Origin of the sequence: Pseudoalteromonas atlantica, from assembly GCA_007988745.1 — a bacterium.
Taxonomy (GTDB): domain Bacteria; phylum Pseudomonadota; class Gammaproteobacteria; order Enterobacterales; family Alteromonadaceae; genus Pseudoalteromonas; species Pseudoalteromonas atlantica.
Genome location: BJUT01000015.1, coordinates 35,087 through 59,815 on the forward strand (window position 1 = coordinate 35,087; position 24,729 = coordinate 59,815).

Here is a 24,729-nt window from a genome sequence, read left to right on the forward strand (position 1 = left end):
ATTAGCTACCGCTATCTAGGTTGTATTTTGGTTTTTCGTGTTTAATTCCTTTTACGGCTTCTGCAACTTCTGCTGGCATGTATTCTTCATCATGCTTAGCCAGTACTTCAAAAGCTTCAATCACGTTTGGTTCTACAAGCACACCTTGCGCTACAATACCTTGGCCTTCGCGAAATAAGTCAGGCAAAATGCCTTGGTATTTAATTGTTACCAATGGCCCGGTATCAATCAATTTAAAGCTGACTTGTAAACTTTGTTCATTACGAATGACAGAACCCGGCACAACCATACCGCCAATACGCAACTTTTGCCCTATTTGCGGTTTTTCTTTATCTGGGCCTTTGCCGTCTATTAGCTCGCTTGGTGTATAAAATAAGTTTATGTTTTCTTGAAGTGCATAAAGCACTAGGCCTACAGAGGCACCAATACCAAACAGTACTGCAATAATTACCAATAGGCGTTTTTTACGTCTTGGGTTCATGAGATTTGTTCCTGCTTCGCTTTTTTAATTCGCGCTTCACGCGCAACTTGCTGCTCTACTGAGGCCATAATACGTTTTGTATCACGTAAAGAGCTAAATAAAATGCCCAACAAAATTAAGGCGCATGTACCAAATGAAAGCCACACGTAAAACCCGTAGCCTCCCATTGCAATAAAATCAGAAAAAGAGTCAAGCTGCATAATTTACCCCTTACTTAACAAGGCTCGAACCCAAGGTCGATGCTTTTCACGTTGTAATATTTCATTTTTAAGGCGAATTAACGTTACAGTGCCCACAAACGCTGCAAATGCTAAAATATTTACCATAAGCGGCCAAAACATACTTGGGTCAATGGCTTTTGTATCAAGCTTTGTGATTGTTGCGCCTTGGTGCAGAGTGTTCCACCACTCTACGGAGTAGTGAATAACAGGTAAATTAATTACCCCTACAATGGCTAAAATAGACGCTGCGCGCCCTGCTGATTTTTTATCTTCAAAGGCATGGTAAAGCGACAGCACGCCTAAATATAAAAACAATAAAATAAGTTCAGAGGTTAAACGTGCATCCCATACCCACCAAGCACCCCACATAGGTTTACCCCATGCAGCGCCGGTAATTAAGGCAATAGCTGTAACACATGCTCCCACCGGGGCAATAGCAATCACAGCAAGTTCAGCGTTACGTAATTGCCACACTAAAGCGACAATAGCTGCTATAGCCATAGAAGAGTATGCGCCCATAGACAAAATAGCCGATGGAACATGAATGAAAATAATACGGTAGCTGTCTTTTTGTTGATAATCAGCTGGTGCAAAACCTAAGCCCCAAATCCAACCAACAAGCATACTTATAACCGTAACAACGGCAAAATAAGGCAGTAACGTATTACATAATTGATATGCGCGCTCTGCTTTTGCGTAGGGATGTAACCACTTCCACATATTAACTTACACTCACTTTTAATGCTGACGATATGGCGATGGGTGCGCACATAATAGCAACTACTAACATGGCCCCAAGAATGGCAAGCTGCCCGCTATAATCCAGCGACATAGTACTGGTATCAATGGCTGACGTTGCAAAAATTAAAACAGGAATATACAAAGGCAACACTAATAGGCTCATTAAAATGCCGCCTTTTTGTAATCCCACAGTAAGGCCAGCCCCAATTGCACCAATAAAGCTTAATAATGGCGTGCCTAATAATAATGTTAATACGGTCGCTAACAGCGCAGAGCTCTCTAAATTAAGCAATAAAGCAAATAACGGTGTCATTAATACTAATGGTAAACCGGTAACAACCCAATGCGCTGCGACTTTAGCCAACACGGTGAGTGATAGCGGGTACGATGAAGCAATTAACTGCTCTAACGAGCCATCGTTATAGTCGTCTCTGAATAATTTATCGAGTCCAAGCATGGTAGAGAGCAAAGCTGCTACCCAAATAATACCTGGCGCCATTCTGTTTAATAGACCGGGCTCTGGGCCAATTGCTAACGGAAATAAAGAAATAACAATGAGAAAAAACAAGATAGGATTGATAATTTCAGCACGCTGACGAAACGCAAGCTTTACATCTTTACTAAATACCGCACTAAACAGCAGCCAATATGAATGTTGACGAGTCATCAGTAACGATACTCCAAGGTCACCGTTTGTAGGTTTTCAAACTGTGTTGTTAAATCTTGATGGGTTGTTAGTAAAATAGCGCCACCACTTTTTAAATGCTCAGAAAAACGTTGTTGTAAAAATGCAACGCCATTTTTATCAAGTGCAGTAAAGGGTTCATCAAGCACCCATAGTTTTGCATCGCTTAACCATAATCGCACTAAAGCGACACGACGCTGCTGCCCTGCAGAGAGCATTCTTACCGGCACATCTTCAAGGCCCACTAAGCCAAGCTTAGCTAAAATTGGATATAAGTCGGGCTCATTTGTATAGCCGTTAATGTGCAACCAATGGCGTACGTTTTCCAGTGCGCTGAGCTGCACATTGACACCGGTTTTATGGCCTATAAATAGCAGGTCTGTGGCGTACTCTTCATAATGCTTGGCAATAGCTTGCTGGTTATAAAAAATAGCGCCTTCATCAGGCACACTAAAGCCTGCGACAATACGCAATAATGATGTTTTGCCAGCCCCGTTAGGACCCGCTAATTGCATGATTTGACCGCTATTTAGGCTAAAATTAAGATCCGCAAACAAACAACGTTCTTGCTTGATGCAGGTGACGGACTTAATGTGTAACAAGATGACGTTTCTCTATGCCAAAAATTAGGCGTTAGTCTACCATAATGATAGGGTAATACGAATATTGCTTTAAAACCGATTCACGAAAATTAGCGAAAACTTGATTTAAAATAATGAATAATCCAACGCAAATCACATTATCTAATTCATTGGTTAATAACCAAAGCGCCCCGAGCACTTCGCACGAATTAGTACAATTACCCGAGCAGGTACTTGCGGCTAAAAATATTCAGTTTTCAAAAGGCTCAATTACACTCGATGTTTTGATTGATAAACACTGGCAAACACTGCGCTTAGGCATAACGCATGCCCCACAAAATACAGACAAAATAGCAAGTGCTAACATACAGCTCAGCGCTGATGGAAAGCAGCTAAGTATTACTCCCAACAATACCAATATTACACTTAGCAACGCATCACAACTGCAGCGTTTTTTAAATTATGTTAGTACCGGTAGTGAAATACAAAGTAAACCTTTGCCAGTCAATGTACAGCTTTCGCCGTCACCGCAGCTTTTGATACCTAGCCTTAATGCCAGTATTGCAATTAACAAAGAAACCGCACAGCTGTTAAATACCGAGCAGCCATTACAGGTACTTATTAATACAACCAATAAAGGCGCACAAATAAATGTTATTAACCGCTTTGCTGACACCGTTCATACTCAAACTCTCAGCCAACATAAAATTTCGCAGCTATTAACTAACTTACTGCCCAGCGCGCAACTACAAGCAACGCCTAATTTAGCTATTATTTCGCACCCTCAGCATAGCGGCTCGTTCACAACCCCGATAACCAATAAACAGCTTAGTGAATTGCCTAGCAAGCCCGTGGCAGTAAATATTACCAATCAAGCAGATAAGCTGCTCATTAAAACTAACTTACCTAAAATGCAGGTCGCACTTAATAACTCATTTAGTAAACCCTTTACCGACTTGGTTTTATCACAGCAGCAAAATGCAGCCAGACCCCCCGCTGATAAAACAAGCCCGCAGTTAAATGCACAAAGCCCTATAAAGTCATGGTTACAAAGCAGCTTTAGTGATTTAAAAACGCGAATTAACGATGCCGTTAAATACTTTGAAAACAAACCCTTTGCGAGTAAAACGTCACCTTTGCAGGCTCAACAAGCTAAGCTTGATGTAAATAAAACGCCGACACAAATAAACACGCTAACAAACCCTAATTTAAGCAAGTTAAATATAACCGCAGAAGTGGCTAATCATTCTTTTACCCCTAACAGCCCTTTAGCTAAACACTTTGCGCAGCTTCCTCCTTTAGTGCAAATAACCCAGCAATTAAAAGCGAGTGTGTCGTTATGGCAATCAGCAAACAATACAGCTCAGCCCCAAGCAGTGAGCGCCCAACCAACAAATGTAAGTACGCAAGGCAACGCTTCTGTGCCGCTGAGTTTAAAAACACTACATGCCACAACTTCACAGGTAAATACTCCCAATCAACCCAGTTTGTCTCACTCGCTTTTTAACACAGCTGTAAGTCAGCAGTTACAACCAACAGAAGCTAAACTTTTAACCTCGCTTTTAAATTTGCCAACAGAGAGTGAGCGCCCAAATAGTGCTTCCAACCCTAAGACATTGTTGAGTAGCCAAATTACTGACATAGCAAGTAAAGCTACACAAAATACACCTGATCTAACGCGTTTAGTAAATCAAGCTTTTAATAGAATGGTCTCCAGTACTAATGTGCACCCAGCCACCATACAGCGAGAGCTTTTAAGTACCTTACAGCCGCTTACTACGCCAAACGACACACTACAAAGTAGCTTTACAAAAGGGCTTGAGCAACTTGCGGTTACTATTTTAGCGGCGCCAATAATAAGCCAACCAAGTACTTCGCTAACGTTTAATAACCACACAGGCGTGGATGCCCTACTTAATGTGCTTTTACCTACTTTTAAAGTAGGTAATGGCGCGGATAAACTATTAGAGCAACTTCAACAAACACAAATACAAGAGCTTGCCCCAGAGCTGCTACAAGTTAAAAATACCCTTAGCCAAGTACAAGTAACTGCGCCAAACCAACAAAGCGACACAAACCCGCTAGCACAGTTTTTATTTCCGATGAAACTTCCGCCTGAAGCGGGACAAACAGAGATAACCTTAGGGCAATATAAAAAAGCCAGTGTAGATAAAACCGAAAAAAACGTGTGGTTTGTTAGATTAAATTTTGATTATGCACAGCAAGGGCAACTACAAATAGTGGCTGAGCTTATGGACAAAGCGCTCGATTGCCAGCTGCTTGCCTCTAGCCAAGAAGTAAGTGCAATTGCACACCCTCATTTAGATAGCCTAAGGGCTAAATTAGCTCAGCATGGCTTGCAAGTAGGCGAGCTAAACTTAAAACGCGCAGATGCTAGTCATCAAGCGTTTTATCAATCGCATGCCATTATAAATATTAAGGTTTAACATGACTGACACCTCTAATTTAGCAGCAAATAATAAATCCGCGATTGGCCTGTTGTATGAAGCAGGAAGCACCCCCGCGGTAAGTGTAAAAGGGTTTGGCGAGTTGGCCGATGAAATAATCGCAGCAGCGAAACAAAAAGGCATTATGATCCACCAAGATGAAGCACTTGCTAAAACACTCTCACACTTAGAATTGGGAGAGGAAATACCTAAAGAGCTTTATTATGTTATTGCTGAATTGATTGCTTTTTCGTACGTGCTTCGTGGGCAGTTCCCACCTGGCTGGCAAGACTTTCAAGGTAAGCTAAATGTAAAGGCATAACTAGGTGGATAAATTATATCTCCCCCTTTATTAAGTATTACTGCACATTGGTATTGTGTAGTTAAAAGCAAAAAAGACGCTAGGCGTCTTTTTGTTTATGTAACGAAAATAATAGTTCAGCCTCAGCCCTAGGAAGCTCGCACTCGCGTATCACCTCATCTAAATCTGCGCCAAGCTCAACCATTTTAACAGCACGAGAATATATTTTTGCGTCTGGGTCATCATATTTTTGGGCAGCTTGTTGTTGCATCAACTCTTGATTTTGTTGCTCAACTTCAAGTACGCGCTTACCAATACTTAAAAGCCCTGTTCTGAGCTCAGACACTTCACTGCGTAATATATGTGTTTGCTCTGAGGTATCTTTTAATTGCTGTGATACCGCATTAAGCTCCGCCGACTGTTTATTTTTTAATGCAACAATTAGCGCCAGCGATATTAAACCTATCCCTAGCGCTGCTATTGCGATACTGAGTAACAACATAATTTTAGTGGTAAAGCTTAAATATCGCTTAACTCATCCCATTCGTCATCGCTAAGTAATTTATTTAAATCGACTAAAATAAGTAATTCGTTATCGCGGTTACATACACCTTGGATAAACTTAGCGCTTTCTTCGGTACCAACATTTGGCGCGCTGTCTATTTCAGAGCTGCGTAAATACACAACTTCAGAAACACTATCAGCTAAAATACCAATTACTTGCTCTTCTGCTTCAATAATTAAAATGCGAGAGTTATCAGTTGCATCCGCAGCAGGCAAACCAAAGCGAGCACGAGTATCAATAACAGTGACTACGTTACCACGTAAATTTATAATGCCAATAACGTATGAAGGTGCTCCAGGTACTGGGGCAATTTCGGTATAACGTAAAATTTCTTGCACCTGCATTACGTTTACGCCATACGTTTCTTCTTCAAGCTTAAACGTTACCCACTGTAAAATTTCATCGTTGTTATCTGCGTTTTTATTCGCTGATAATAGTCTATCTTCGCTCATGCTGTTACCCCGTAATGGTCGTTACTACTGACGGCTATCTAAGCCTTTTTCTAATAGTGCATTTAAATTATCTACATCTATTAAAGCACACATTTTTTCTTTAATAACACCGGCAAGCCAAGGGCGTTTGCCACTGTTTTTTCGCCATTTTACATCTTCTTTACTCAATGTAATGTTATTTATTAACTTTTCGGCCAATAAACCCCAGTTGCTATCGCCTAGGGTTATTAAATACTGATAATTAAGAGAGGCCTCTAACTTTTCATCGTACTTTTCAGGCATTACCCAACGGGCAGTATCAACTACGTTTAGCTTTTCATCTCTATTAAGCATAACGCCTTTAAACCACTTTGGCTTACCAAATAAATGATTTACTTCACCTAATTGATGAATTCCTCCAAGCGCTTTCAAAGGAACAGCCAATGTTAAACCAGCCACTTCAAAAAACAGAGCCTGAAATTCACCTTCAAAGTAATCTTCTTGGCTATGTAATAAAGGAGCAGGTTCTGTACTTAACTGGGTTTGCACCTCAGGTGTCTCTACTGGCTCAGGCTCAATAGGTGCTGGTGGCGAAATAGTGGCATCAGCCTCGCTATTACTCTCTTTTACTTGCTCAGAATAAAGCTGCTCGGTTACTTTTAATTGCGCTTTAGGCTTTAAAAGTACTTCGTCGTTTTGTAAGGCACTAGGTACTTGCTCAAGTAGCTTTGCTACAGGCTCAAGGTTTTCCTCAGGTTCGTCTTCGCATAATAGCGCCCCTAAGTATTGAGTCATTACTTTTTCATTAGCAAATAATTGCTTACTCATTCATTAACCTTGTCCAATTAAATAATCTAATAACGCTTTATAAGCGTAAACCCCACGTGAACGTGGGCAAAACTCTATGGGCACCTTTTGTGCAAGGCTTGCATCTCTAAACTTTGTATCAACGGGGATCACCCCTGGCCATACTTTATCTTTATATGTATTTTGTAACGTTTTGTAGGCTTCAAGCGACGCTTTTGTGCGCTTATCATACATAGTAGGGATTATAGTATATTGGTACTGTTTCGCTTGAGAGCTTTGCATTAATTCCATAGTGCGCATCATTCTATCAAGCCCTTTGAGCGCCAAAAACTCAGTTTGCACAGGCACTAAAATACGTTCGCTGGCGGCTAATGCGTTCACCATTAAAACACCTAAAACGGGCGGGCAATCAAGCAGCGCATAATCGTAATGTTCACTAATTTTTGCAAGTGTTTTTTTTAAAATTAAGCCCATCCCCGTTTTATTACCCATACTTCTATCGAGGGTTGCTATAGCCATCGTCGCGGGCAATATATCTAGGTTTTCCATCGTAGAGGGGCACAATGCTTGAAGTATTTCTTCACTTTGCATTGAGGTGCCGCGAGCAAAAATATCGTACACACTGACTTCTAAATCTTCAGAATCAATACCAAAATAGTACGTTAGTGAGGCGTGAGGGTCGGTATCAATGAGTAATACGCGTTTACCTTGCAAGGCCAAAATACCAGCAAGACTGACAGCCGTTGTGGTTTTACCTACACCGCCCTTTTGATTTGCTACTGTCCAAATCTTCACATTAAGTCCTAATTACTGTTCATTGCGCGTGGTGATTCTGATGCCACCATGAGGTAAACGAATTATTTTAATAGAGTTATCGTCAGAGGGAAGTTCTACCTCTGGCTCAGGCGCAGCTTGTTGCACTTGCTCATCAGGCTCAGCTTCATTTTCGGTGGTTTGTTGTACTAAGCCATACTTAGAAAGCGCAATAACAACTTTACGATTCTCTGCTCGACCCGCTGCGGTGTCGTTATCAGCAAAAGGTGAGTATTGCCCATACCCTTCGATTGCCATTCTAGCTGGGTTAATTCCTAACGTTTCTAATTCAACTAAAATAGAGGTCGCCCGTGCAACTGACAACTCCCAGTTAGAGCGAAACATTTCATTGCGAATACTTTCGTTATCTGTGTAACCTCTTACCCTTATGTAGTTATCTACTGGGGCAATAATATCTTTTACAATTTTTACGACTTGTTTTGCTCGCGCGTGGGCCACAGAGCTACCACTTGAGAACAGCATTCCTGAACTTAGCTCAATAATAAGCCAATCTTGGTTGAGCTCTAAACTGGCTTCTCCATCACGAATTTCATCAATAAGTGCTGAATGTAATTTAGTTAACAAACTATCGAGTGGTTTACCTAAATGTTTTTGTTTTATATTGCTGGTATCACTATGTCCATCTAGCAGCTCTGGGCCAGACTCCTGTTTTTGAATGCTCTCACCGTACAATAACTCTTGCTCTGGGGTAACACGGTCAGTAAGTAGCCCTTCACCAGTAACGCCCTCACCTTGTTGCGATTGCTGCCTTGCTGATTTGTCAAAAACCTGTTCTAGGGAGTCTGAGAGGATTTGAAAACTTTCTTCTTTATTTATGGCAATGGCATACATAACCACAAAAAAGGCAAACATAATGGTCATGTAATCAGCATAAGAGACTAACCAACGTTCTGTATGTTGATTTTTTTCAGCTGATTGACGTAAGCGCCTGCGTAACATAAAAGTTACTCTACCACGACATTAGGGCGCTCTGTGCGATAAGCTTCAAGCTTTAATTCTATGTTTATAGGACTTTCGCCAAGGCTTATAGCAATCACCCCTTCGGCCATCATTTCATGGTAAAGCATTTTTTGATCTACTCGCTGCTTAAGCTTATTGGCCATAGGTAAAAATAATAAGTTAGCTAAACCCACCCCATATATTGTTGCAATAAATGCGGTGGCGACCCCTGCACCTAGCTTTTGAGGGTCGGTAATAAATGACATTGCTTGAATAAGGCCAAGTACAGCCCCTAAAATACCTATAGTTGGGCTATATCCGCCCATGGCTTCGTACACTTTACTTGCTTCAAGTAAGCGGTCTCGTTCAAGCATTAAATCTATTTCTAAGGTGTCGCGTAACTTTTGCTCCGAACACCCATCTACGAGTAAACTAAGCCCTTTTGCTGCATAAGGATCTGGGTGACTAAGTGCCTCTTTTTCAAGCGCTAAGTACCCTTCCTGGCGAGCTTTATGCGACCACGTTTTAATTTGCTCTATGGCTTGCTCAATATTGTACTGGGGTGAAAAAAATACCCAATGGCTCATGCTTAGCGTTTTTTTAAAGGTGCTTGTCGCCGTTTGCAACATAACAGCCCCTAAGGTGCCGCCAAGTACAATAATAAGTGCAGGGCCATTAAATAACGCCGTGACAACGCCACCCTCTAAAGAGTAACCAATCGCTATAGCGCACAGCGCAATGATTAACCCTAAAACAGAGAGCTTATCCACAACCAGTCTCTCTTTTTATTCTTGCTGCTACGTCGTTTAACGCTAAATGCTCAGAGGCAAGCCCAGCGTTGGCAATAGCTTGAGGCATACCGTATACCACACAGCTTTTTTCATCTTGCGCCCAAATGGTTGCGCCAGATTGCTTAAGTATTCGCGCGCCATCACGTCCATCAGCGCCCATGCCGGTTAAAACAATAGCAAGTACATCTCCTTGGTAACTTTTGGCAACACTTGCAAAAGTCACATCAACGCTTGGTTTGTAGCTTATACGTTCACTATTATCTTCAAATACACGCAGCGTTTTGTTACCACTTCGCCCCTCTACCATCATTTGCTGTCCACCAGGTGCTAAGTAGGCTGTGCCGGCTTCTAGCCTGTCACCTTGTTGCGCTTCTTTAACGCGTATTTTGCAAAGGCTATTTAAACGTGCCGCAAACGCTGGCGTAAATGCTGCCGGCATGTGCTGAATTAACAAAATAGGGTGAGCAAAGTGAGCAGGTAAATGGGTTAATATAGTTTGTAAAGCAACTGGCCCGCCAGTTGAAGTGCCAATAGCCACTATTTGATAGTGTTTACCGCTGGCACGCGTGGGCATACTGGGTGTAGTTGTTGTCTGCACTGGGGCAGCACGTTGAAAGCTTCTATCAGGTTGTTTAAGCGATGAGCTTGTTGTGGCAAGTTTGCTTGCAGGTGGAGCAGTAGTCTTACTTGATGTTAATGGCCTAACAGGGCGCGGTGCACGCCTGCGACCAATTTCCTTCACTTTGGCTTGCAATAACTTGATTGCATCTTCGTTATTTCGTGCAATGTCTTCAAACTTTTTCGGTAAAAAGTCCATAGCTCCGGCATCAAGTGCATCTAAAGTTGCGGTTGCACCGTCGCGGGTTAATGAAGAAAACATAAGTATTGGCGTTGGGTTACTCGCCATAATTTCTTTTACTGCGCTAATACCATCAAGCACAGGCATTTCTACATCCATGGTGATCATATCTGGACGTAACTGCGCTGTTTTTTCTACGGCTTCTCTACCGTTAACAGCAAAACCTATTACTTCAATACCGCTGTCTTGTTCAAGAATTTCGCTTACTCGACGGCGAAAAAAACTGGAATCGTCAACAACTAAAACTTTTACGGCCATTGCGCTCTCTTATTAAATTTATGTGTAGGCATACACAGGTATGCCTACATTTTATCCTGCGTAATGCTTAAGCATATTAGGTACATCCAGAATCAGCGCAATGCCACCGTCAGATGTAATTGTTGCACCAGCCATTCCAGGCGTACCTTGTAATAACGCATCAAGAGGCTTAATAACAACTTCTTCTTGGCCAATTAATGAATCAACCACAAAGCCAACTTGCTGAGTACCTATTTGTACAATTACCACATGACCTTGCGCTTTTCGCTGAGAACAATCAGCACCTTTGACTAGCCAATGCTCTAAGTAAAATAGCGGTATCGCTTTTTTACGAACAATAATTGTAAGCTGACCATCTACCACATTGGTTTTGGTTAAATCTAAGTGGAATATTTCACTCACACCAGCAAGTGGTAACGCAAACGTTTGCTCACCAACAATAACCATCAGCGTAGGTAAAATAGCCAGTGTTAATGGTACTTTTATCTCTAAAATAGTCCCTACGCCCAACTCTGACTGTATACTCACAGAGCCATTAAGCTGCGTAATTTTAGTTTTTACTACATCCATGCCTACGCCACGGCCAGAAATATCAGATATCTCTTCTTTGGTCGAAAAGCCTGGTGCAAATATTAAGTTATACGCTTCTGTATCTGATAAGCGACTTGCCTGATCATGGTCAATAACGCCTTTACTGATCGCTATTTTTTTCAGTTTTTCCGCATCCATACCTGCACCATCATCTTTAATGGTTAACAAAATATGGTCGCCTTCTTGCGAAGCCGATAATGTAACGTTACCGGTTCTAGGCTTACCCGCAGCTTCACGCGCTGCTGGCATTTCAATACCGTGGTCAACTGAGTTTCGTACTAAATGCACCAACGGATCGGCCAGTGCCTCAACTAAGTTTTTATCTAAATCGGTTTCTTCACCTACAAGCTGTAAATCAATTTCTTTATTTAAGCTACGGGCTAAGTCACGTACTACGCGAGGGAATCGGCCAAACACTTTTTTGATAGGCTGCATTCGCGTTTGCATTACTGCACCTTGAATATCAGCAGTAACCACATCAAGATTTGATATCGCCTTACCCATCGCTTCACTGTCTGTATTGGTCGCTAAACTGACCAACCTATTTCGTACTAATACCAACTCGCCAACCATATTCATTATTTGATCTAAACGCTTTGTATCAACACGTACTGTGGTTTCAGCAGGTGGAGGCGTAGCTTTTTTAGGTGCAGCGCTACTCGCTGGTTTTTCAGCCACTTTAGGTGTAGGCGCAGCGGCTTTAGCCGCCGGAGCTTGTTTTGCTGCAGGTGCTGGCGTAGGCTTTTCTGGCGTAGGTTTTGCTGGCGTTTGTGCTACAGGTGCAGCCTTAGGTGGCTGCGGTGCAGGTGTGTCAGCTTCTTTTGATTCTGGTGCGGCGCCTTTACCATGCAGTTCATCAAGCAGTGCTTCAAATTCATCATCGCTGATTTCATCATCACCGCTATCATTTGTAACAGCCGCTGGTGGTACTGTGTGTTTTACTTCTGGCTCACTACTTGAAGTATCTCCTGCAACCGGACCAAAACTACCTACACCGTGTAATTCATCTAATAAACTGTCAAATTCATCATCGGTAATATCTGAACTTGAATCTGGCTCTGCACTTGCACTTGGTTGCGACACCGGGCTTTGGCCTTTGCCGTGTAGCTCATCGAGTAAGCTTTCAAATTCATCTTCTGTAATTTCATCAATTTGCGTGCTATCTGCTGAAGGGCTTGAACCTGCCGCATCAAATAGTTCATCAAATGCAAATGGGTCTTCATCATCTGTTGCGCTAACGGGAGCTGCGGGTTCTTGTTCAACAACTTCGGGGGCTGTTTCAGTAAGCTCGTCATCCGTAGGCGGTTGGCCAAGTTTATGAAGGGTTTCTAGTAATTGAGGGTCTGCTGGGTCTGGCTGTTCGCGGTTTTGAATAGTGGCAAACATTTCATTAATGGTATCTAGTGCTTGTAAAATCACATCCATTAATTCTGAATTAACGGTTCTAACCCCTTGGCGTAAGAGATCAAATACGTTTTCAGCACCATGACAGGCATCAACAAGCTCAGTCATAGCTAAAAAGCCTGCTCCCCCTTTTACGGTATGAAAGCCCCTAAAAATAGCATTTAGTAACTCAGTATCTTCTGGGTTATTTTCTAGCTCAACTAACTGTTCAGATAAAAGCTCTAGGATTTCTCCGGCCTCTACAAGAAAGTCTTGTAAAATATCTTCATCGACTTCAAAGCTCATGCAGTTACTCTCCTCTTAGAAGCCCAAACTTGATAATAGGTCATCGACCTCGTCTTGGTCAGATACAACATCATTTCGCGACTCTTTATCAATAATAGGGCCTTCAGGACCTGCTAATGTTTGTGCGGCAACCAGTTCTTCTGTTTCTTGTTGTTCTTTACTTTCAGCTATGCTGTCATCTTGTGCAGCAAATGCTGTTAAAAGGTGGATTAAACTTTCTTCTACTTCTCTGACTAATTCAATTACACGGCGGATAACCTGGCCGGTTAAATCTTGAAAATCCTGCGCCATTAGTACATTGGTCATTAAAGTTTGCAACTCATCGGTTTTATGATGAGAGCTGTTCATAAACTTGTCGATGCTGTGGCATAAGGTTTTAAACTCGCCCAGCTCTATTTCGCGGTTCATAAGCCTATCCCAAGTAGGCTTAATATGTGCAATTTCATCTGCTAGCTGCTGCGCAATAGGGAGGCTTGCTTCGACCGCATCCATTGTCTTATTAGCTGCATTTTCTGTCATTTCCATGACATAGTTTAAGCGCTTTTTCGCATCCGGAATTGCATCAGTGGTTAAATCGGTTAAACGCGTATCAAGTTCAAAGCTTTTAAGGGCTTCGTGTAATTGGCGTGTTAACTTACCTACTTCAGCAAAAAGCTGCGATTGCTCTTGAGAGGCAGTATCTAAAATTAATTGATCAGCTTTATCTTGCTCACCATTTTCTAAAAAAACGACGAGCTGACGAGCTTGTTCTAAAGTAATTTGAGGCGCAGCTGGTGCTGACATAAGCCTCTCCTCTCATTAACCTAAGCGTTCAAACACTTTTTCTAATTTAGTTTTCAAAGTACCAGCAGTAAATGGCTTAACAATATAGCCATTAACACCTGCTTGCGCTGCCGCTATTATTTGTTCTTTTTTAGCTTCTGCCGTCACCATTAAAACCGGAATATGTTTTAATTTTTCGTCAGCTCTAATGGCTCTTAGCAAGTCAATACCCTGCATGCCTGGCATGTTCCAATCGGTTACAACAAAGTCAAAAACCTGATTTTGCAACATAGGTAATGCTGTAGAACCATCGTCAGCTTCTTGAACATTCGTGAACCCTAGGTCACGCAACAGATTTTTTATAATACGTCTCATTGTAGAGAAATCATCAACAACAAGAATTTTCATGTTTTTATCCAAAACATCCTCCGGTGAGGTCTTAACCTATAATTTACTTACTACTAGTTTATCCAGTCATTGATTTTTGCTTTGAGCTTAATCATCGCCTGACCATGTATCTGACTTACACGCGATTCACTTACATCGAGTATATGCCCAATTTCTTTTAAATTCATTTCATCGTTGTAATACAAAGAAAGCACCATTGCATCTCGCTCTGGTAAAGACTTTATTGCCTCTAACAATGAATTATTAAACCGTTCATTTTTAACATTATTAAATGGTTTGTCTAGCGCTAAATCTTGACCTGCAGGGCTAATAACATCTTCATCTACCCCTAGGTCTTCTATACCAAGCACTTTACTGGAATTAACATCATTTAAAATATGATGGTATTCTTCTAGCGAAATATCAAGTTTTTCAGCTACTTCAGTATCTTTTGGTTCTCTATTTAAGCTATTTTCTAATTCTGTGATGGTTTCGGCTACTAATCGGCTTTTGCGGTGCACCGAACGTGGAGCCCAATCCCCTCTGCGCATTTCATCAAGCATAGCGCCGCGAATACGAATACCAGCAAACGTTTCAAAGCTTGCCCCTTTACTGGCGTCAAAGTTTTTTGAGGCCTCGATAAGGCCAATCATTCCCGATTGAATTAAGTCATCAAGCTGAACACTAGGAGGAAGACGAGCTATTAAATGGCACGCCACTTTTTTGACAAGCGACGCGTGCTTTTCAACAATCACATTTAAATTTTGTGTTGATTGATATCCCATAGCTCTTTTCACCGATGTTGTCATAATCAGCCGTTTACTAGCTTCTCAATGAAAAACTCTAAATGTCCTGAAGGTTGATTAGGTATAGGCCATTTTACTGCTTTTGTCGCTAATGTTTTAAACGCAACTGCTGCTGGTGAATTAGGGAAAAGATCGACAATTACTTTTTGTTTACGCGTAGATTTACGCATATTTTCATCATATGGAATAGTCGCAACAAGCTCCATAGACACATCTAAAAAGCGGTCTGTTACTTTAGAGAGCTTTGCAAAAAGCTCTTGGCCCTCGCGCATACTGCGCACCATGTTTGCAACAATTTTAAATTTATAAACGCCATGCTCGCGGCTAAGTACTTTAATAAGCGCGTAGGCATCAGTAATAGAGGTCGGCTCGTCACACACCACCACCATGACATCTTGCGCTGCACGAGAAAAACTCAGCACCATGTCAGAAATACCAGCGGCGGTATCTACAATTAAAATATCAAATTCGGTATTAAGCTCACTAAAGGCACGAATTAACCCAGCATGCTCAGATGGGGTTAGCTCCACCATACTTTGCGAGCCTGATGTAGCAGGCACGATTTTAATACCGCCTGGGCCTTCAACTAAAATCTCGTCAAGTTCGCACTCGCCTGAAAGGACATGAGATAAGTTTTTTTCAACACGTAGTCCTAGCATTACATCACAATTAGCTAGGCCTAAATCGGCATCTAATACTAATACACGATTACCCTGCTGCCCTAAAGCAATAGCAGTATTTAAAGAGACGTTGGTTTTACCCACCCCTCCTTTACCGCCGGTGACAGCGATAACTTTTACGCCGTTGTTGTTGTTTTGACTCATTTTGCGCAGGCCGCTTGCTTGATCTAATACTGTGTTAATCATACATCCCTACTGTGCTTGGCGCCACTGCTTGGTGCCTTGAATGTTGTGCTTTTGCTCTTTTTAAATACAATTGCTCAGCTTTTTTTACTAGTTTTTCAGCATTTGCAACGCGAATATCTTCTGGTACACGCTGACCATTAGTAAGATACCCTATTGGAAGGCGATTTTGAATCGCTATACTAATAATCTCACCTAAACTTAATGATTCATCTAACTTAGTGAAAATACAACCGCTTAGCTGAACCTTTTTAAAATGTCTTACGGTTTCTTGCAGTACATTTATTTGTGCTGTGGCACTTAATACTAAATAACTACGTATATCTACTCGCTGGTTGCGCATTAACGTATTTAATTGCTCTGTAAGGCGTAAATCACGTTGGCTCATACCCGCTGTATCAATTAATACTAGACGCTTATTGCGTAAATGATATAAAACTTCAGCTAATTCATTAGCATCTTTTACTTGTCTAACACCACAACCAATAATACGACCATATGTTGCAAGCTGCTCATAAGCACCAATTCTGTATGTATCAGTGGTGATTAGGGCAACTTTGTCGGCGCCATACTTTTGTGCGCCTAATGCGGCAAGTTTAGCTACTGTGGTTGTTTTACCTACACCAGTAGGCCCAACAAGGGCGTACACACCTCCTTGGCGAAGAATTTCGTTATTGGTGGTTTGCATTTGATCTTCAACCATTTGCAATAATGCTTTCCAACCTTGCTGACGCGATACGTCATCTGGGATAAAACACGCCATTTGCTCTGCAACGTCTTTATCTATTCCCATGCCAACTAAACGGTCAATCATGCATGCACGTGTAGGGTCGCGACGTGCCATATCTTGCTGCATTAAACCCGATACTTGGTGTTCTAGTAACTGGCGAATTGCGTTCATTTCATCACGCATCGCGCTCATTTGGGCACTTTCGTTGTTATTAGTTTGGCTACGTGGTGCAACCGGCGCATCTAACTCGTCAAAGTCTTGATCTAAGTCATCAAAGCCTAGGCTGTCTGCTTGGGTTTGCATGCGTTTTGGCGCTTCATTTTCGCGAGCAAACATATTTGTCGTACGTGGCTGTGCTGGCTCTTGGTAATGCTCAGACGTATCAATACCTGATTGCGAAAACATAGAGGCTAGCTCAGGAGAGCGAGGGCGTGGCGACTGACGCTCTAATAAAGCTTGTAAGCTATCAGCTACTTTTGCTTGTGGCTCAGGTTGCGCACGCTTAGGCTCTGGCTTTACAAAGTTATGAGTAGGCTGTTGCACGGCTCTTTGCGGAGCAGGCGCTGCCTGTGGTTGTGCTGCGGCTTTAGGGGCTGCTTTGTCGTAATCTACTGCGGCAACAATTTCTACACCATTAGCGAGTTTTTTGTTCGACATAATAACGGCATCAACACCTAGCTCATCTTTAACTTCTTTCAGTGCGGTGCGCATATCTTTGGCAAAAAAACGTTTAATCTTCATGGTTCAACCCCTGTTAAAATCTTTATTGTTGGCCTACTGAGCTGACAATCTTGATCTGTCTTTCATCTGGTACCTCTTGATAAGACATCACCCTTAAACCCGGTATGGTGTACTTAACAAAACGAGATAACACAGTGCGTAACATTCCTGACGTTAGCAATATTGAAGGTTCTCCGGCCATTTCTTGATTCTGATGCGCTTCGTTTAATGATGTTTGAAGTCGCTCAGCAAGGCTTGGTTCTATTCCGGCACCTTCGTCGCCTGCATTTTGTAATGACTGATGCAACATCTGTTCCAACTCAGGCGCCAAGGTTATGACAGGGATTTCTGATGACATTCCCACAGCGTCTTGAACTATTAAACGGCGCAGCGAAATACGCACTGCAGCTGTTAAAACATCGGCATCTTGGCTACGTGGGCCGTACTCTACAAGGGTTTGAACAATAGAGCGCATATCACGAATAGCCACACCTTCGTTTAATAAATTTTGCAGTACTTTTACAACGGTTGTCAGTGGTAGTACTTCTGGCACTAACCCTTCGACTAAACGTGGATGGCTTTTAGCTAACATATCAAGCAGGTTTTGAACCTCCTCATGCCCTAGTAATAATGCGGCACTGTTAGTTAATAACTGGCTAATGTGGGTGGCTACCACAGTGGCTGAGTCAACCACGGTGTAACCTAGTGACTGTGCTTCGTCTTTTTGATCAGGCTTTATCCACACCGCATCTAGGCCAAATGCTGGGTCTTTGGTTTCAACCCCTTTAATAGGGCCAAATACTTGCCCTGGGTTGATGGCCAGTTCATCGCCATGTTTGAGCTCGCCTTCACCACTTGAAACACCCATCATGGTAATACGGTACGCATTAGGGTCTAACTCTAAGTTATCGCGAATATGTACAGGCGGTACTAAAAAGCCAAGCTCCTGAGATAACTTTTTACGCACCCCTTTAATTCGGTTGAGCAGCTCACCACCTTGAGATTGGTCAACAAGCGGAATAAGCCTGTAGCCAACTTCTAAGCCAATAACGTCAATTTGTTGTACATCGTCCCATCCTAGCTCTTTTTGCTCTTGCTTGTTTGCAACGCCAGTACCGGCAACGGTACCACTTTCAGCCTCTTGGGCTGCTAGAGCAGCGGCTTTTAATTTTTGCTGCTGAGTAAAGTAAGCTAAGTAGCCAAGTAGTGCGCCTAAACTTAAAAAAGCAATATGAGGCATACCCGGAACTAACCCCATAATGATTAAAATACCTGAGGCGATAAATAATGATTTTTCGTTCCCTAATTGGGCTTTAAATTGCTCACCCATGTTATGTGATTCGTTTTGGCGAGTAACAACAATAGCAGTACCAATAGAGAGTAATAATGAAGGAAGCTGCGCCACAAGGCCGTCACCAATGGTAAGTAAAGTATATACTTCCATTGCGCGGCTAAAGCTCAAGTCGTGTTGGATCATGCCCACAAATAAGCCGCCAACAATATTAATAATTAATATCACGATACCGGCAATGGCATCGCCTTTTACAAACTTACTCGCCCCATCCATAGAGCCGTAAAAGTCAGCTTCGCGGGTTACTTCACTGCGGCGCTCACGTGCTTGCTCTGCACTAATAAAGCCAGCGTTTAAGTCGGCATCTATCGCCATTTGCTTACCCGGCATAGCATCTAACGTGAAACGAGCCGATACTTCAGAAATACGCCCAGCACCTTTGGTTATTACTACAAAGTTTATGATGATCAAAATTAAAAAAACCACTAAACCTACCGCGTAGTTTCCGCCAATAACCACTGAGCCAAACGCTTCAATTACCTTACCAGCCGCATCGCCCCCGTTGTGACCCTCAAGGAGAACCACGCGTGTACTGGCAACATTGAGGGCTAAACGCATAATTGTAGCGATTAACAGTACCGCCGGAAACATGCCAAATTCGAGAGGTTTCATGGTGTAAACAGTCACAAGTAAAACAACTAAGGCAAGGGCAATATTAAATGAAAATAATATATCAAGAAGAAATGGCGGCAGCGGTAAAATAACCATACCCAGCGCTGCAAGTACTAATAGCGGTGTGCCAACACCTTTGGCATACTCTTTTTTATCTTTGTTAAGTTGTTGTAATACCGCTTTAAAATCCATAACTCTACAATTCAATAAATTGACACTAGCCTGAAACTGCAATAACTATTCCAAGTATAGAGTCAGCAATAGATTCATTGAGTATTGATGCAAAATTTAAAGCTGGTTAGAGACAAGAGCGTATGGGCTTTATGGTTTGAATTTGCAGCCCCGTATTGGTATTTAGGCAAGGCGCCCCTGTAAAGTGTGGTTAGCTCAGCTTACCCTAATCGTATTTAAAATCATCCGGAATAGGAAGTTTAGACTTAAGAGGGATGGGGCGCTTTCCGCGGCCTTTTTTAAACCGTTTAAGCTGAAATACATAAGCTAAAACTTGTGCGACAGCGGTAAATAGCTGATCTGGGATCTGTTGGCCTATTTCGGCGGTATGATAAAGCGCGCGCGTAAGCATAGGAGATTCTACAATCGGCACTTCGTTACCTTTGGCTATTTTACGAATTTGCATAGCCATTTCATCTATCCCTTTGGCAAGTACAATCGGTGCACCTGCTCGCTCAGTATCGTATTTTAGCGCCACAGAATAGTGAGTAGGATTGGTTACAATTACGTCGGCATCGGGGACATCTTGCATCATTCTTCGCTGCGACATTTGTCTTTGTGTTTGCCTAATGCGCGCTTTAATTTGCGGATCACCCTCTGAGTTTTTGTACTCGTCTTTGATCTCCTGCATAGTCATTTTAAGTTGTTTGTTGTGGTTATAACTTTGATAAGGCGCATCTATTGCGGCAATAATCACCAAAGTGCACGACAACCCTAAAAACATCCACGAGAGTATTTCAAGGGCATGAATTATATTACTAGGTGCGCTTTCAATACTTAAATGCAAAATTTCATCAAAAAAAGTTTGAATCAAAAACACCGCAAAAATAGCCACCAGCGCAAACTTCAATATAGATTTTACAAGCTCTATCGCTGCTTGTGGGCCAAACATGCGTTTAAAACCCTTCATTGGCGACATTTTACTGGGTTTAGGTGCCGCGGCTTCCCAACTAAAGTTAAAGCCGCCGAGTAAGGTATTTCCTATAAATGCTGCAATAACAATAATTAAAACAAACATCGCCATAGGAAACAGCAACGCACTGGCCACCTCACTCCACACCGCAAACATTTTAGTGGTGTCGTAGGTTTCGCTGCGATTTAAAGACAGCATCCTGCCCATAATATTGTATAAGCCTTTGCCTATTTCGGGCCCATATAACAGCAACGAAATTGCAGAAAAAATAAGTACAAACATAGTACCTAATTCTTTTGAGCGTGCTATTTGGCCTTTCTTTTTAGCATCTTCGAGCTTTTTGGAGGTGGGTTCTTCTGTTTTTTCTTGTCCTGAATCTTCAGCCATTGCCCCTCCTACACCGTACAGCCAACAAGGCTACACATTAGCTCAATCATTTTTAACCACTGAAATTCAAATTGGGTTACAAAATTACCCAAGGTGGCCCAAATAATCATTAAACCGGCAACTAATGTAAACGGAAAACCTATTGAGAAAATGTTTAATTGCGGTGCTGCGCGGGTCATAATACCAAATGAAATATTAATAATGAGCATGGCCGTTAGGGGGGCTAAAGCCAATACCAATGCAGTGGTAAACATCCAGCTGCCCCACGTTACTATGTCCCAGTAATGATCAACAGCCCACCACTGGCCGTTTATAGGCAACACCGAAAAACTATGCACCACCATTTGAATCATCATTAAATGGCCATTAAAAACAAAAAATAACAAGGTCGCTAAAATTAAGTAAAACTGGCCAACTGCAGGCACACTTGCACCATTTGAAGGGTCTATAACAGAGGCAAAGCCCAAACCGGTTTGCATTGCCAGTATTTGCCCAGCAAGCACAAAGGTATTTAGCATTAGCGTAGAGGCAAAACCTATCGCAACACCTATCAACATTTGCTGTATAACCACCAGCACCATTTCAAAAGAAAATAAATTAGTAAATGTTGCAGGAGGCAGCGCTGGCACCACTAAAAACGTTACCACTACCGCCAATCCCATTTTAATGCGTGTAGGTACGTTTTTTGCGCCTAAGCCCGCCATAATCATGATCATAGAGCTGATGCGAACTAAAGGCAGTAAAAAATCACTTAACCATTGAATAACAACAGAAAAAGGAAATTCCACAATTAGCCTGCAATTTCAGGAATGAGTAACACTAGGCGGGTAAAAAAATCCATTAGCTCTTGAGTAAGCCAATGCCCACCTACAATAAGTGCTCCAATGGTAATTAATAAGCGCGGTAAAAAACTTAGGGTTTGTTCATTAATTGAGGTTGCCGCTTGGAACACCGCCACCACTAAACCAACAAGTAAACCAGGTACCACAATAGCTGATACCAGCTTAATAACTAAAAACAGTGCATCGCTAAGAATATCAACAAAAATTTCTGGTTCCATGTTGTACTCCTAATGTTTAAAAGTGCGAATGTAAAACATGGTTTATGTCCCTAAGCCAAAGCTTTTGGCTAACGTGCCCATTACTAGGCTCCAGCCATCGACCAGTACAAATAACATTATTTTAAAAGGCAAGGACACTATCATGGGCGAGAGCATCATCATACCCATGGCCATTAATACCGAGGCAACCACTAAATCCACAATTAAAAACGGTATAAAAAACATAAAACCAATGATAAACGCGGTTTGTAGTTCACTGGTCACAAATGCAGGTATTAACACAATAAGCGGTGTGGCCTCTGGCGAGTCAAGCTGGTCATAACCTGCTATTTTGGCAAACGTTTCTAAATCTTTTAATCGTACCTGCGAGAGCATAAAGGCCTTCATGGGCTCCTTTGCAAGCTCTAATGCTTGTACCGATGTAACTTGTTCATTTAAATAGGGTTCTATCGCGCGCTCGTTAACTTGCTGATAAATAGGCGCCATAATAAAAATACTTAAAAAAAGCGACATCCCTAATAAAACTTGGTTTGAAGGTGTTGATTGTAAACCAATGGCTTGGCGCAAAATGGCCAGTACAACAATAATTCGGGTAAACGAAGTCATCATAATTATGGCAGCAGGAATAAAGCTCAGCGCCGTCATAATTGCCAGTACTTGCAAGGTTACAGAGTAATCTTGCGTCCCGTCGGCATTGGTTGTAATGGTTAGAGCGTCTATGCCCTCTGCACTGCTTGCAGCAGGTACAAATAACACAGCTAAAATAATCAGCAGCCACTTTATCATAGGGTTAATTCTTTTTATTTTGATTCGTTTGCGGGTTTAGTAGTTTGCTAAATCGCTTAGCAAGTTCTGGCAGTTCTTTTTCACTTAACGGCGTGTCTAATTTATGTAAGTAGTTAATACTGTGCGGGGTGACCCCTAATAAATGCTGTGCATTATCTATTTCAACCACCATTAAGCGCTCTCGTGAGCCAAGCGGTAAGCTTCGTACCACTTTAAATTCTTCGCTATTAGCTAAATTTGGGTTAAGTTTTTTAACAAAAAATGCCAGCACTACAATCAGTACTAGCACCGCAACCAACGACAACACCATAGACAAAATGTCGGCCGTAGGTGTTAACGTTTCTGCCTTTGTAAATACTGAGTTTGTTAAAGCAGCAAGGGAGCTCATCGTAATTTTTTGATCCGCTCTACCTGGCTAATAACATCCGTTAAACGAATACCAAATTTATCATTCACTACAACCACTTCGCCATGGGCAATAAGCGTACCATTTACTAATACATCCAGTGGTTCGCCGGCTACACGGTCTAGTTCAACAACAGAGCCTTGGTTTAGCTGCAGTAAGTTACGAATATTTATTTTAGAGCGCCCTACTTCCATAGAAATAGTCACAGGAATATCTAAAATTGTATCGAGTTTACGCTTTTCGTCACCGCTAAGTTCATGTTTAGCATCACTTAGTTCATCAAGCTCTGCTACATGCGCTTCGGCGCTCTCATCACCGCCTTCAGCTTCAGCTAGGGCTGCTGCCCACTCGTCCATTGTGTCTTGATCATCGCTCATACTTTTAACCTTTTAATCAATTACCAGTCTAAGTCTACACCGTCAGAAAGGTGTAAATCATCTTCTAGTTCTGCTAATTCTGCATCTGAATCAATTTTCTTGCCGCCTTTGGTAAATACATGCAGCTCAGATTTAACTGAATCAGGGCGTTTAATTTTTTCACTAATTTGTAGCGCAACGTTATCGCGAGAGCGACCCATTTTAGCTCTAAATGTAGGTAACTCCTCAACAAATACCGTAATATGCTCTGGCATTTCTACCGGTATAATATCGCCCGCTTTAAGTTCCATTATTTGTTTAAGAGACAAATCCACCTCAAGAAGTTGAGTCGACATATCCACCTCAACGTCCATAATTTCATCGCGTAAAGCTTTGCTCCAGCGCAAATCGGTGTCTTCTGTATCCGATTGTACACCCGCATCTAATAGCTCTCTAATGGGTTCAAGCATTGAATACGGCAGAGCAATGTGAAAATCGCCGCCACCGCCATCTAATTCAATATGAAAAGAGCTAATAACCACAACCTCAGTAGGGCTCACAATGTTAGCCATTGCTGGATTTACTTCTGAATCGAGGTATTCAAACGACACGTCCATAACCGGTGCCCATGCTTCTTTGTAATCTTCAAAGATAATTTTTAGTAGCATTTGCACGATTCGACGTTCGGTAGGGGTAAATTCGCGGCCTTCAATTTTGGCATGGTAACGCCCGTCACCACCAAAAAAGTTATCTACCAAAATAAACACTAAACGTGCTTCCATGGTGATAAGGCCAGTGCCTTTTAGTGGTCTAAAACGCACCATATTTAAACTTGTTGGTACAAATAAGGTATGAATATATTCGCCAAATTTAATCATTTGTACGCCATTAATCGACACCTCTGCGGTGCGGCGCATCATGTTAAATAAGCTTATTCGCATATGACGAGCAAACCGCTCGTTAACAATTTCAAGGGTCGGCATGCGACCACGCACGATCCGATCTTGCGAAGAAAAGTCGTACTGTAATGTACTGCCTTCGCCGTCTTCACCTTCGTGTATATCTTCCTCTTCGACTTCATCAACGCCGTGTAAGAGTGCATCAATTTCGTCTTGGGATAATAAATCGCTCACGCTAG

At 42.0% G+C, this 24,729-nt stretch carries 28 protein-coding genes; 2 read left to right on the top strand and 26 right to left on the bottom strand.

Features of this window, described 5'->3' with window-relative positions:
- Position 1: 1 nt before the first annotated feature.
- Genes ccmE through ccmA form a run of 5 tightly spaced genes read right to left on the bottom strand, consistent with a single transcriptional unit; the run spans position 2 to position 2,730 of the window.
- The gene (gene ccmE / locus PAT01_RS08640) at positions 2 to 481 is read right to left on the bottom strand and encodes a cytochrome c maturation protein CcmE (protein WP_004588324.1); all 480 of its coding nucleotides are present in this window, start codon (positions 479 to 481) and stop codon (positions 2 to 4) included.
- A complete protein-coding gene (gene ccmD, locus PAT01_RS08645) occupies positions 478 to 681 on the bottom strand; it encodes a heme exporter protein CcmD (protein ID WP_154945346.1) in 204 nt (67 codons plus the stop codon). The genes ccmE and ccmD overlap by 4 nt, the downstream gene beginning before the upstream one ends.
- 3 nt (positions 682 to 684) lie before the next feature.
- Complete coding sequence (locus PAT01_RS08650) at positions 685 to 1,422, bottom strand: heme ABC transporter permease (protein ID WP_004588322.1); 738 nt, start codon at positions 1,420 to 1,422, stop codon at positions 685 to 687.
- Between the two features lies 1 nt (position 1,423).
- The gene (ccmB, locus tag PAT01_RS08655) at positions 1,424 to 2,110 is read right to left on the bottom strand and encodes a heme exporter protein CcmB (protein WP_004588321.1); all 687 of its coding nucleotides are present in this window, start codon (positions 2,108 to 2,110) and stop codon (positions 1,424 to 1,426) included.
- Positions 2,110 to 2,730 carry a cytochrome c biogenesis heme-transporting ATPase CcmA gene (gene ccmA / locus PAT01_RS08660; RefSeq protein ID WP_095206646.1) on the bottom strand — a complete coding sequence of 207 codons (621 nt, stop codon included), beginning with the start codon at positions 2,728 to 2,730 and terminating at the stop codon, positions 2,110 to 2,112. Before ccmA ends, ccmB begins: the two co-directional genes overlap by 1 nt.
- Before the next feature lie 113 nt (positions 2,731 to 2,843).
- Between ccmA and fliK the strand changes: the two genes are divergently transcribed.
- Positions 2,844 to 5,156 (top strand): flagellar hook-length control protein FliK, encoded by a 2,313-nt coding sequence (gene fliK, locus PAT01_RS08665; RefSeq protein ID WP_154945347.1) that lies wholly within the window; start codon positions 2,844 to 2,846, stop codon positions 5,154 to 5,156.
- 1 nt (position 5,157) lies between these two features.
- Positions 5,158 to 5,478: an EscU/YscU/HrcU family type III secretion system export apparatus switch protein gene (locus PAT01_RS08670; RefSeq protein ID WP_004588318.1), complete on the top strand. Its 321-nt coding sequence runs from the start codon at positions 5,158 to 5,160 to the stop codon at positions 5,476 to 5,478.
- Positions 5,479 to 5,557: 79 nt separating this feature from the next.
- Here PAT01_RS08670 and PAT01_RS08675 read toward each other — a convergent pair whose 3' ends face one another.
- The 21 genes from PAT01_RS08675 to fliM all read right to left on the bottom strand — a co-directional run bounded on the left by PAT01_RS08675 (position 5,558) and on the right by fliM (position 24,724).
- Positions 5,558 to 5,959: a DUF2802 domain-containing protein gene (locus PAT01_RS08675; RefSeq protein ID WP_004588317.1), complete on the bottom strand. Its 402-nt coding sequence runs from the start codon at positions 5,957 to 5,959 to the stop codon at positions 5,558 to 5,560.
- A gap of 17 nt (positions 5,960 to 5,976) precedes the next feature.
- Positions 5,977 to 6,474, bottom strand: a complete 498-nt coding sequence (locus tag PAT01_RS08680; protein ID WP_004588316.1) for a chemotaxis protein CheW — start codon at positions 6,472 to 6,474, stop codon at positions 5,977 to 5,979.
- Between the two features lie 24 nt (positions 6,475 to 6,498).
- On the bottom strand, positions 6,499 to 7,281 hold the full coding sequence (locus tag PAT01_RS08685) for a chemotaxis protein CheW (RefSeq protein WP_029773816.1): 783 nt from the start codon (positions 7,279 to 7,281) through the stop codon (positions 6,499 to 6,501).
- Between the two features lie 3 nt (positions 7,282 to 7,284).
- Positions 7,285 to 8,055, bottom strand: coding sequence for a ParA family protein (locus tag PAT01_RS08690; protein WP_004588314.1), 771 nt, complete (start codon positions 8,053 to 8,055; stop codon positions 7,285 to 7,287).
- 12 nt (positions 8,056 to 8,067) lie between these two features.
- Positions 8,068 to 9,033, bottom strand: a complete 966-nt coding sequence (locus tag PAT01_RS08695; RefSeq protein ID WP_054983007.1) for a flagellar motor protein MotB — start codon at positions 9,031 to 9,033, stop codon at positions 8,068 to 8,070.
- Between the two features lie 5 nt (positions 9,034 to 9,038).
- Positions 9,039 to 9,803: a flagellar motor protein gene (locus PAT01_RS08700; RefSeq protein WP_154945348.1), complete on the bottom strand. Its 765-nt coding sequence runs from the start codon at positions 9,801 to 9,803 to the stop codon at positions 9,039 to 9,041.
- On the bottom strand, positions 9,796 to 10,941 hold the full coding sequence (locus tag PAT01_RS08705) for a protein-glutamate methylesterase/protein-glutamine glutaminase (RefSeq protein WP_154945349.1): 1,146 nt from the start codon (positions 10,939 to 10,941) through the stop codon (positions 9,796 to 9,798). The genes PAT01_RS08700 and PAT01_RS08705 overlap by 8 nt, the downstream gene beginning before the upstream one ends.
- Positions 10,942 to 10,992: 51 nt before the next feature.
- Complete coding sequence (locus tag PAT01_RS08710) at positions 10,993 to 13,221, bottom strand: chemotaxis protein CheA (protein WP_154945350.1); 2,229 nt, start codon at positions 13,219 to 13,221, stop codon at positions 10,993 to 10,995.
- A 15-nt stretch (positions 13,222 to 13,236) separates the two neighbouring features.
- Complete coding sequence (locus tag PAT01_RS08715; RefSeq protein WP_004588309.1) at positions 13,237 to 14,004, bottom strand: protein phosphatase CheZ; 768 nt, start codon at positions 14,002 to 14,004, stop codon at positions 13,237 to 13,239.
- Between the two features lie 15 nt (positions 14,005 to 14,019).
- Positions 14,020 to 14,403 (bottom strand): chemotaxis response regulator CheY, encoded by a 384-nt coding sequence (gene cheY, locus PAT01_RS08720; protein WP_004588308.1) that lies wholly within the window; start codon positions 14,401 to 14,403, stop codon positions 14,020 to 14,022.
- A gap of 41 nt (positions 14,404 to 14,444) precedes the next feature.
- Positions 14,445 to 15,155 carry an RNA polymerase sigma factor FliA gene (locus PAT01_RS08725; RefSeq protein WP_024032309.1) on the bottom strand — a complete coding sequence of 237 codons (711 nt, stop codon included), beginning with the start codon at positions 15,153 to 15,155 and terminating at the stop codon, positions 14,445 to 14,447.
- Between the two features lie 26 nt (positions 15,156 to 15,181).
- On the bottom strand, positions 15,182 to 16,042 hold the full coding sequence (locus tag PAT01_RS08730; protein ID WP_054983003.1) for a MinD/ParA family ATP-binding protein: 861 nt from the start codon (positions 16,040 to 16,042) through the stop codon (positions 15,182 to 15,184).
- Positions 16,035 to 17,510 carry a flagellar biosynthesis GTPase FlhF gene (flhF, locus tag PAT01_RS08735; protein WP_154945351.1) on the bottom strand — a complete coding sequence of 492 codons (1,476 nt, stop codon included), beginning with the start codon at positions 17,508 to 17,510 and terminating at the stop codon, positions 16,035 to 16,037. Before flhF ends, PAT01_RS08730 begins: the two co-directional genes overlap by 8 nt.
- 22 nt (positions 17,511 to 17,532) lie before the next feature.
- Positions 17,533 to 19,644 carry a flagellar biosynthesis protein FlhA gene (gene flhA, locus PAT01_RS08740; RefSeq protein ID WP_004588304.1) on the bottom strand — a complete coding sequence of 704 codons (2,112 nt, stop codon included), beginning with the start codon at positions 19,642 to 19,644 and terminating at the stop codon, positions 17,533 to 17,535.
- Positions 19,645 to 19,849: 205 nt separating this feature from the next.
- Positions 19,850 to 20,983: a flagellar biosynthesis protein FlhB gene (flhB, locus tag PAT01_RS08745; RefSeq protein WP_054983002.1), complete on the bottom strand. Its 1,134-nt coding sequence runs from the start codon at positions 20,981 to 20,983 to the stop codon at positions 19,850 to 19,852.
- A gap of 8 nt (positions 20,984 to 20,991) precedes the next feature.
- On the bottom strand, positions 20,992 to 21,771 hold the full coding sequence (fliR, locus tag PAT01_RS08750; protein WP_096739258.1) for a flagellar biosynthetic protein FliR: 780 nt from the start codon (positions 21,769 to 21,771) through the stop codon (positions 20,992 to 20,994).
- Positions 21,772 to 21,773: 2 nt separating this feature from the next.
- Complete coding sequence (gene fliQ, locus PAT01_RS08755) at positions 21,774 to 22,043, bottom strand: flagellar biosynthesis protein FliQ (RefSeq protein WP_004588301.1); 270 nt, start codon at positions 22,041 to 22,043, stop codon at positions 21,774 to 21,776.
- 42 nt (positions 22,044 to 22,085) lie between these two features.
- A complete protein-coding gene (gene fliP / locus PAT01_RS08760) occupies positions 22,086 to 22,829 on the bottom strand; it encodes a flagellar type III secretion system pore protein FliP (RefSeq protein ID WP_024032315.1) in 744 nt (247 codons plus the stop codon).
- Positions 22,830 to 22,833: 4 nt separating this feature from the next.
- Positions 22,834 to 23,217, bottom strand: a complete 384-nt coding sequence (gene fliO / locus PAT01_RS08765; protein WP_004588299.1) for a flagellar biosynthetic protein FliO — start codon at positions 23,215 to 23,217, stop codon at positions 22,834 to 22,836.
- A complete protein-coding gene (gene fliN / locus PAT01_RS08770; RefSeq protein ID WP_004588298.1) occupies positions 23,214 to 23,612 on the bottom strand; it encodes a flagellar motor switch protein FliN in 399 nt (132 codons plus the stop codon). The genes fliO and fliN overlap by 4 nt, the downstream gene beginning before the upstream one ends.
- Before the next feature lie 20 nt (positions 23,613 to 23,632).
- Positions 23,633 to 24,724: a flagellar motor switch protein FliM gene (fliM, locus tag PAT01_RS08775; protein WP_004588297.1), complete on the bottom strand. Its 1,092-nt coding sequence runs from the start codon at positions 24,722 to 24,724 to the stop codon at positions 23,633 to 23,635.
- Positions 24,725 to 24,729: the final 5 nt, after the last annotated feature.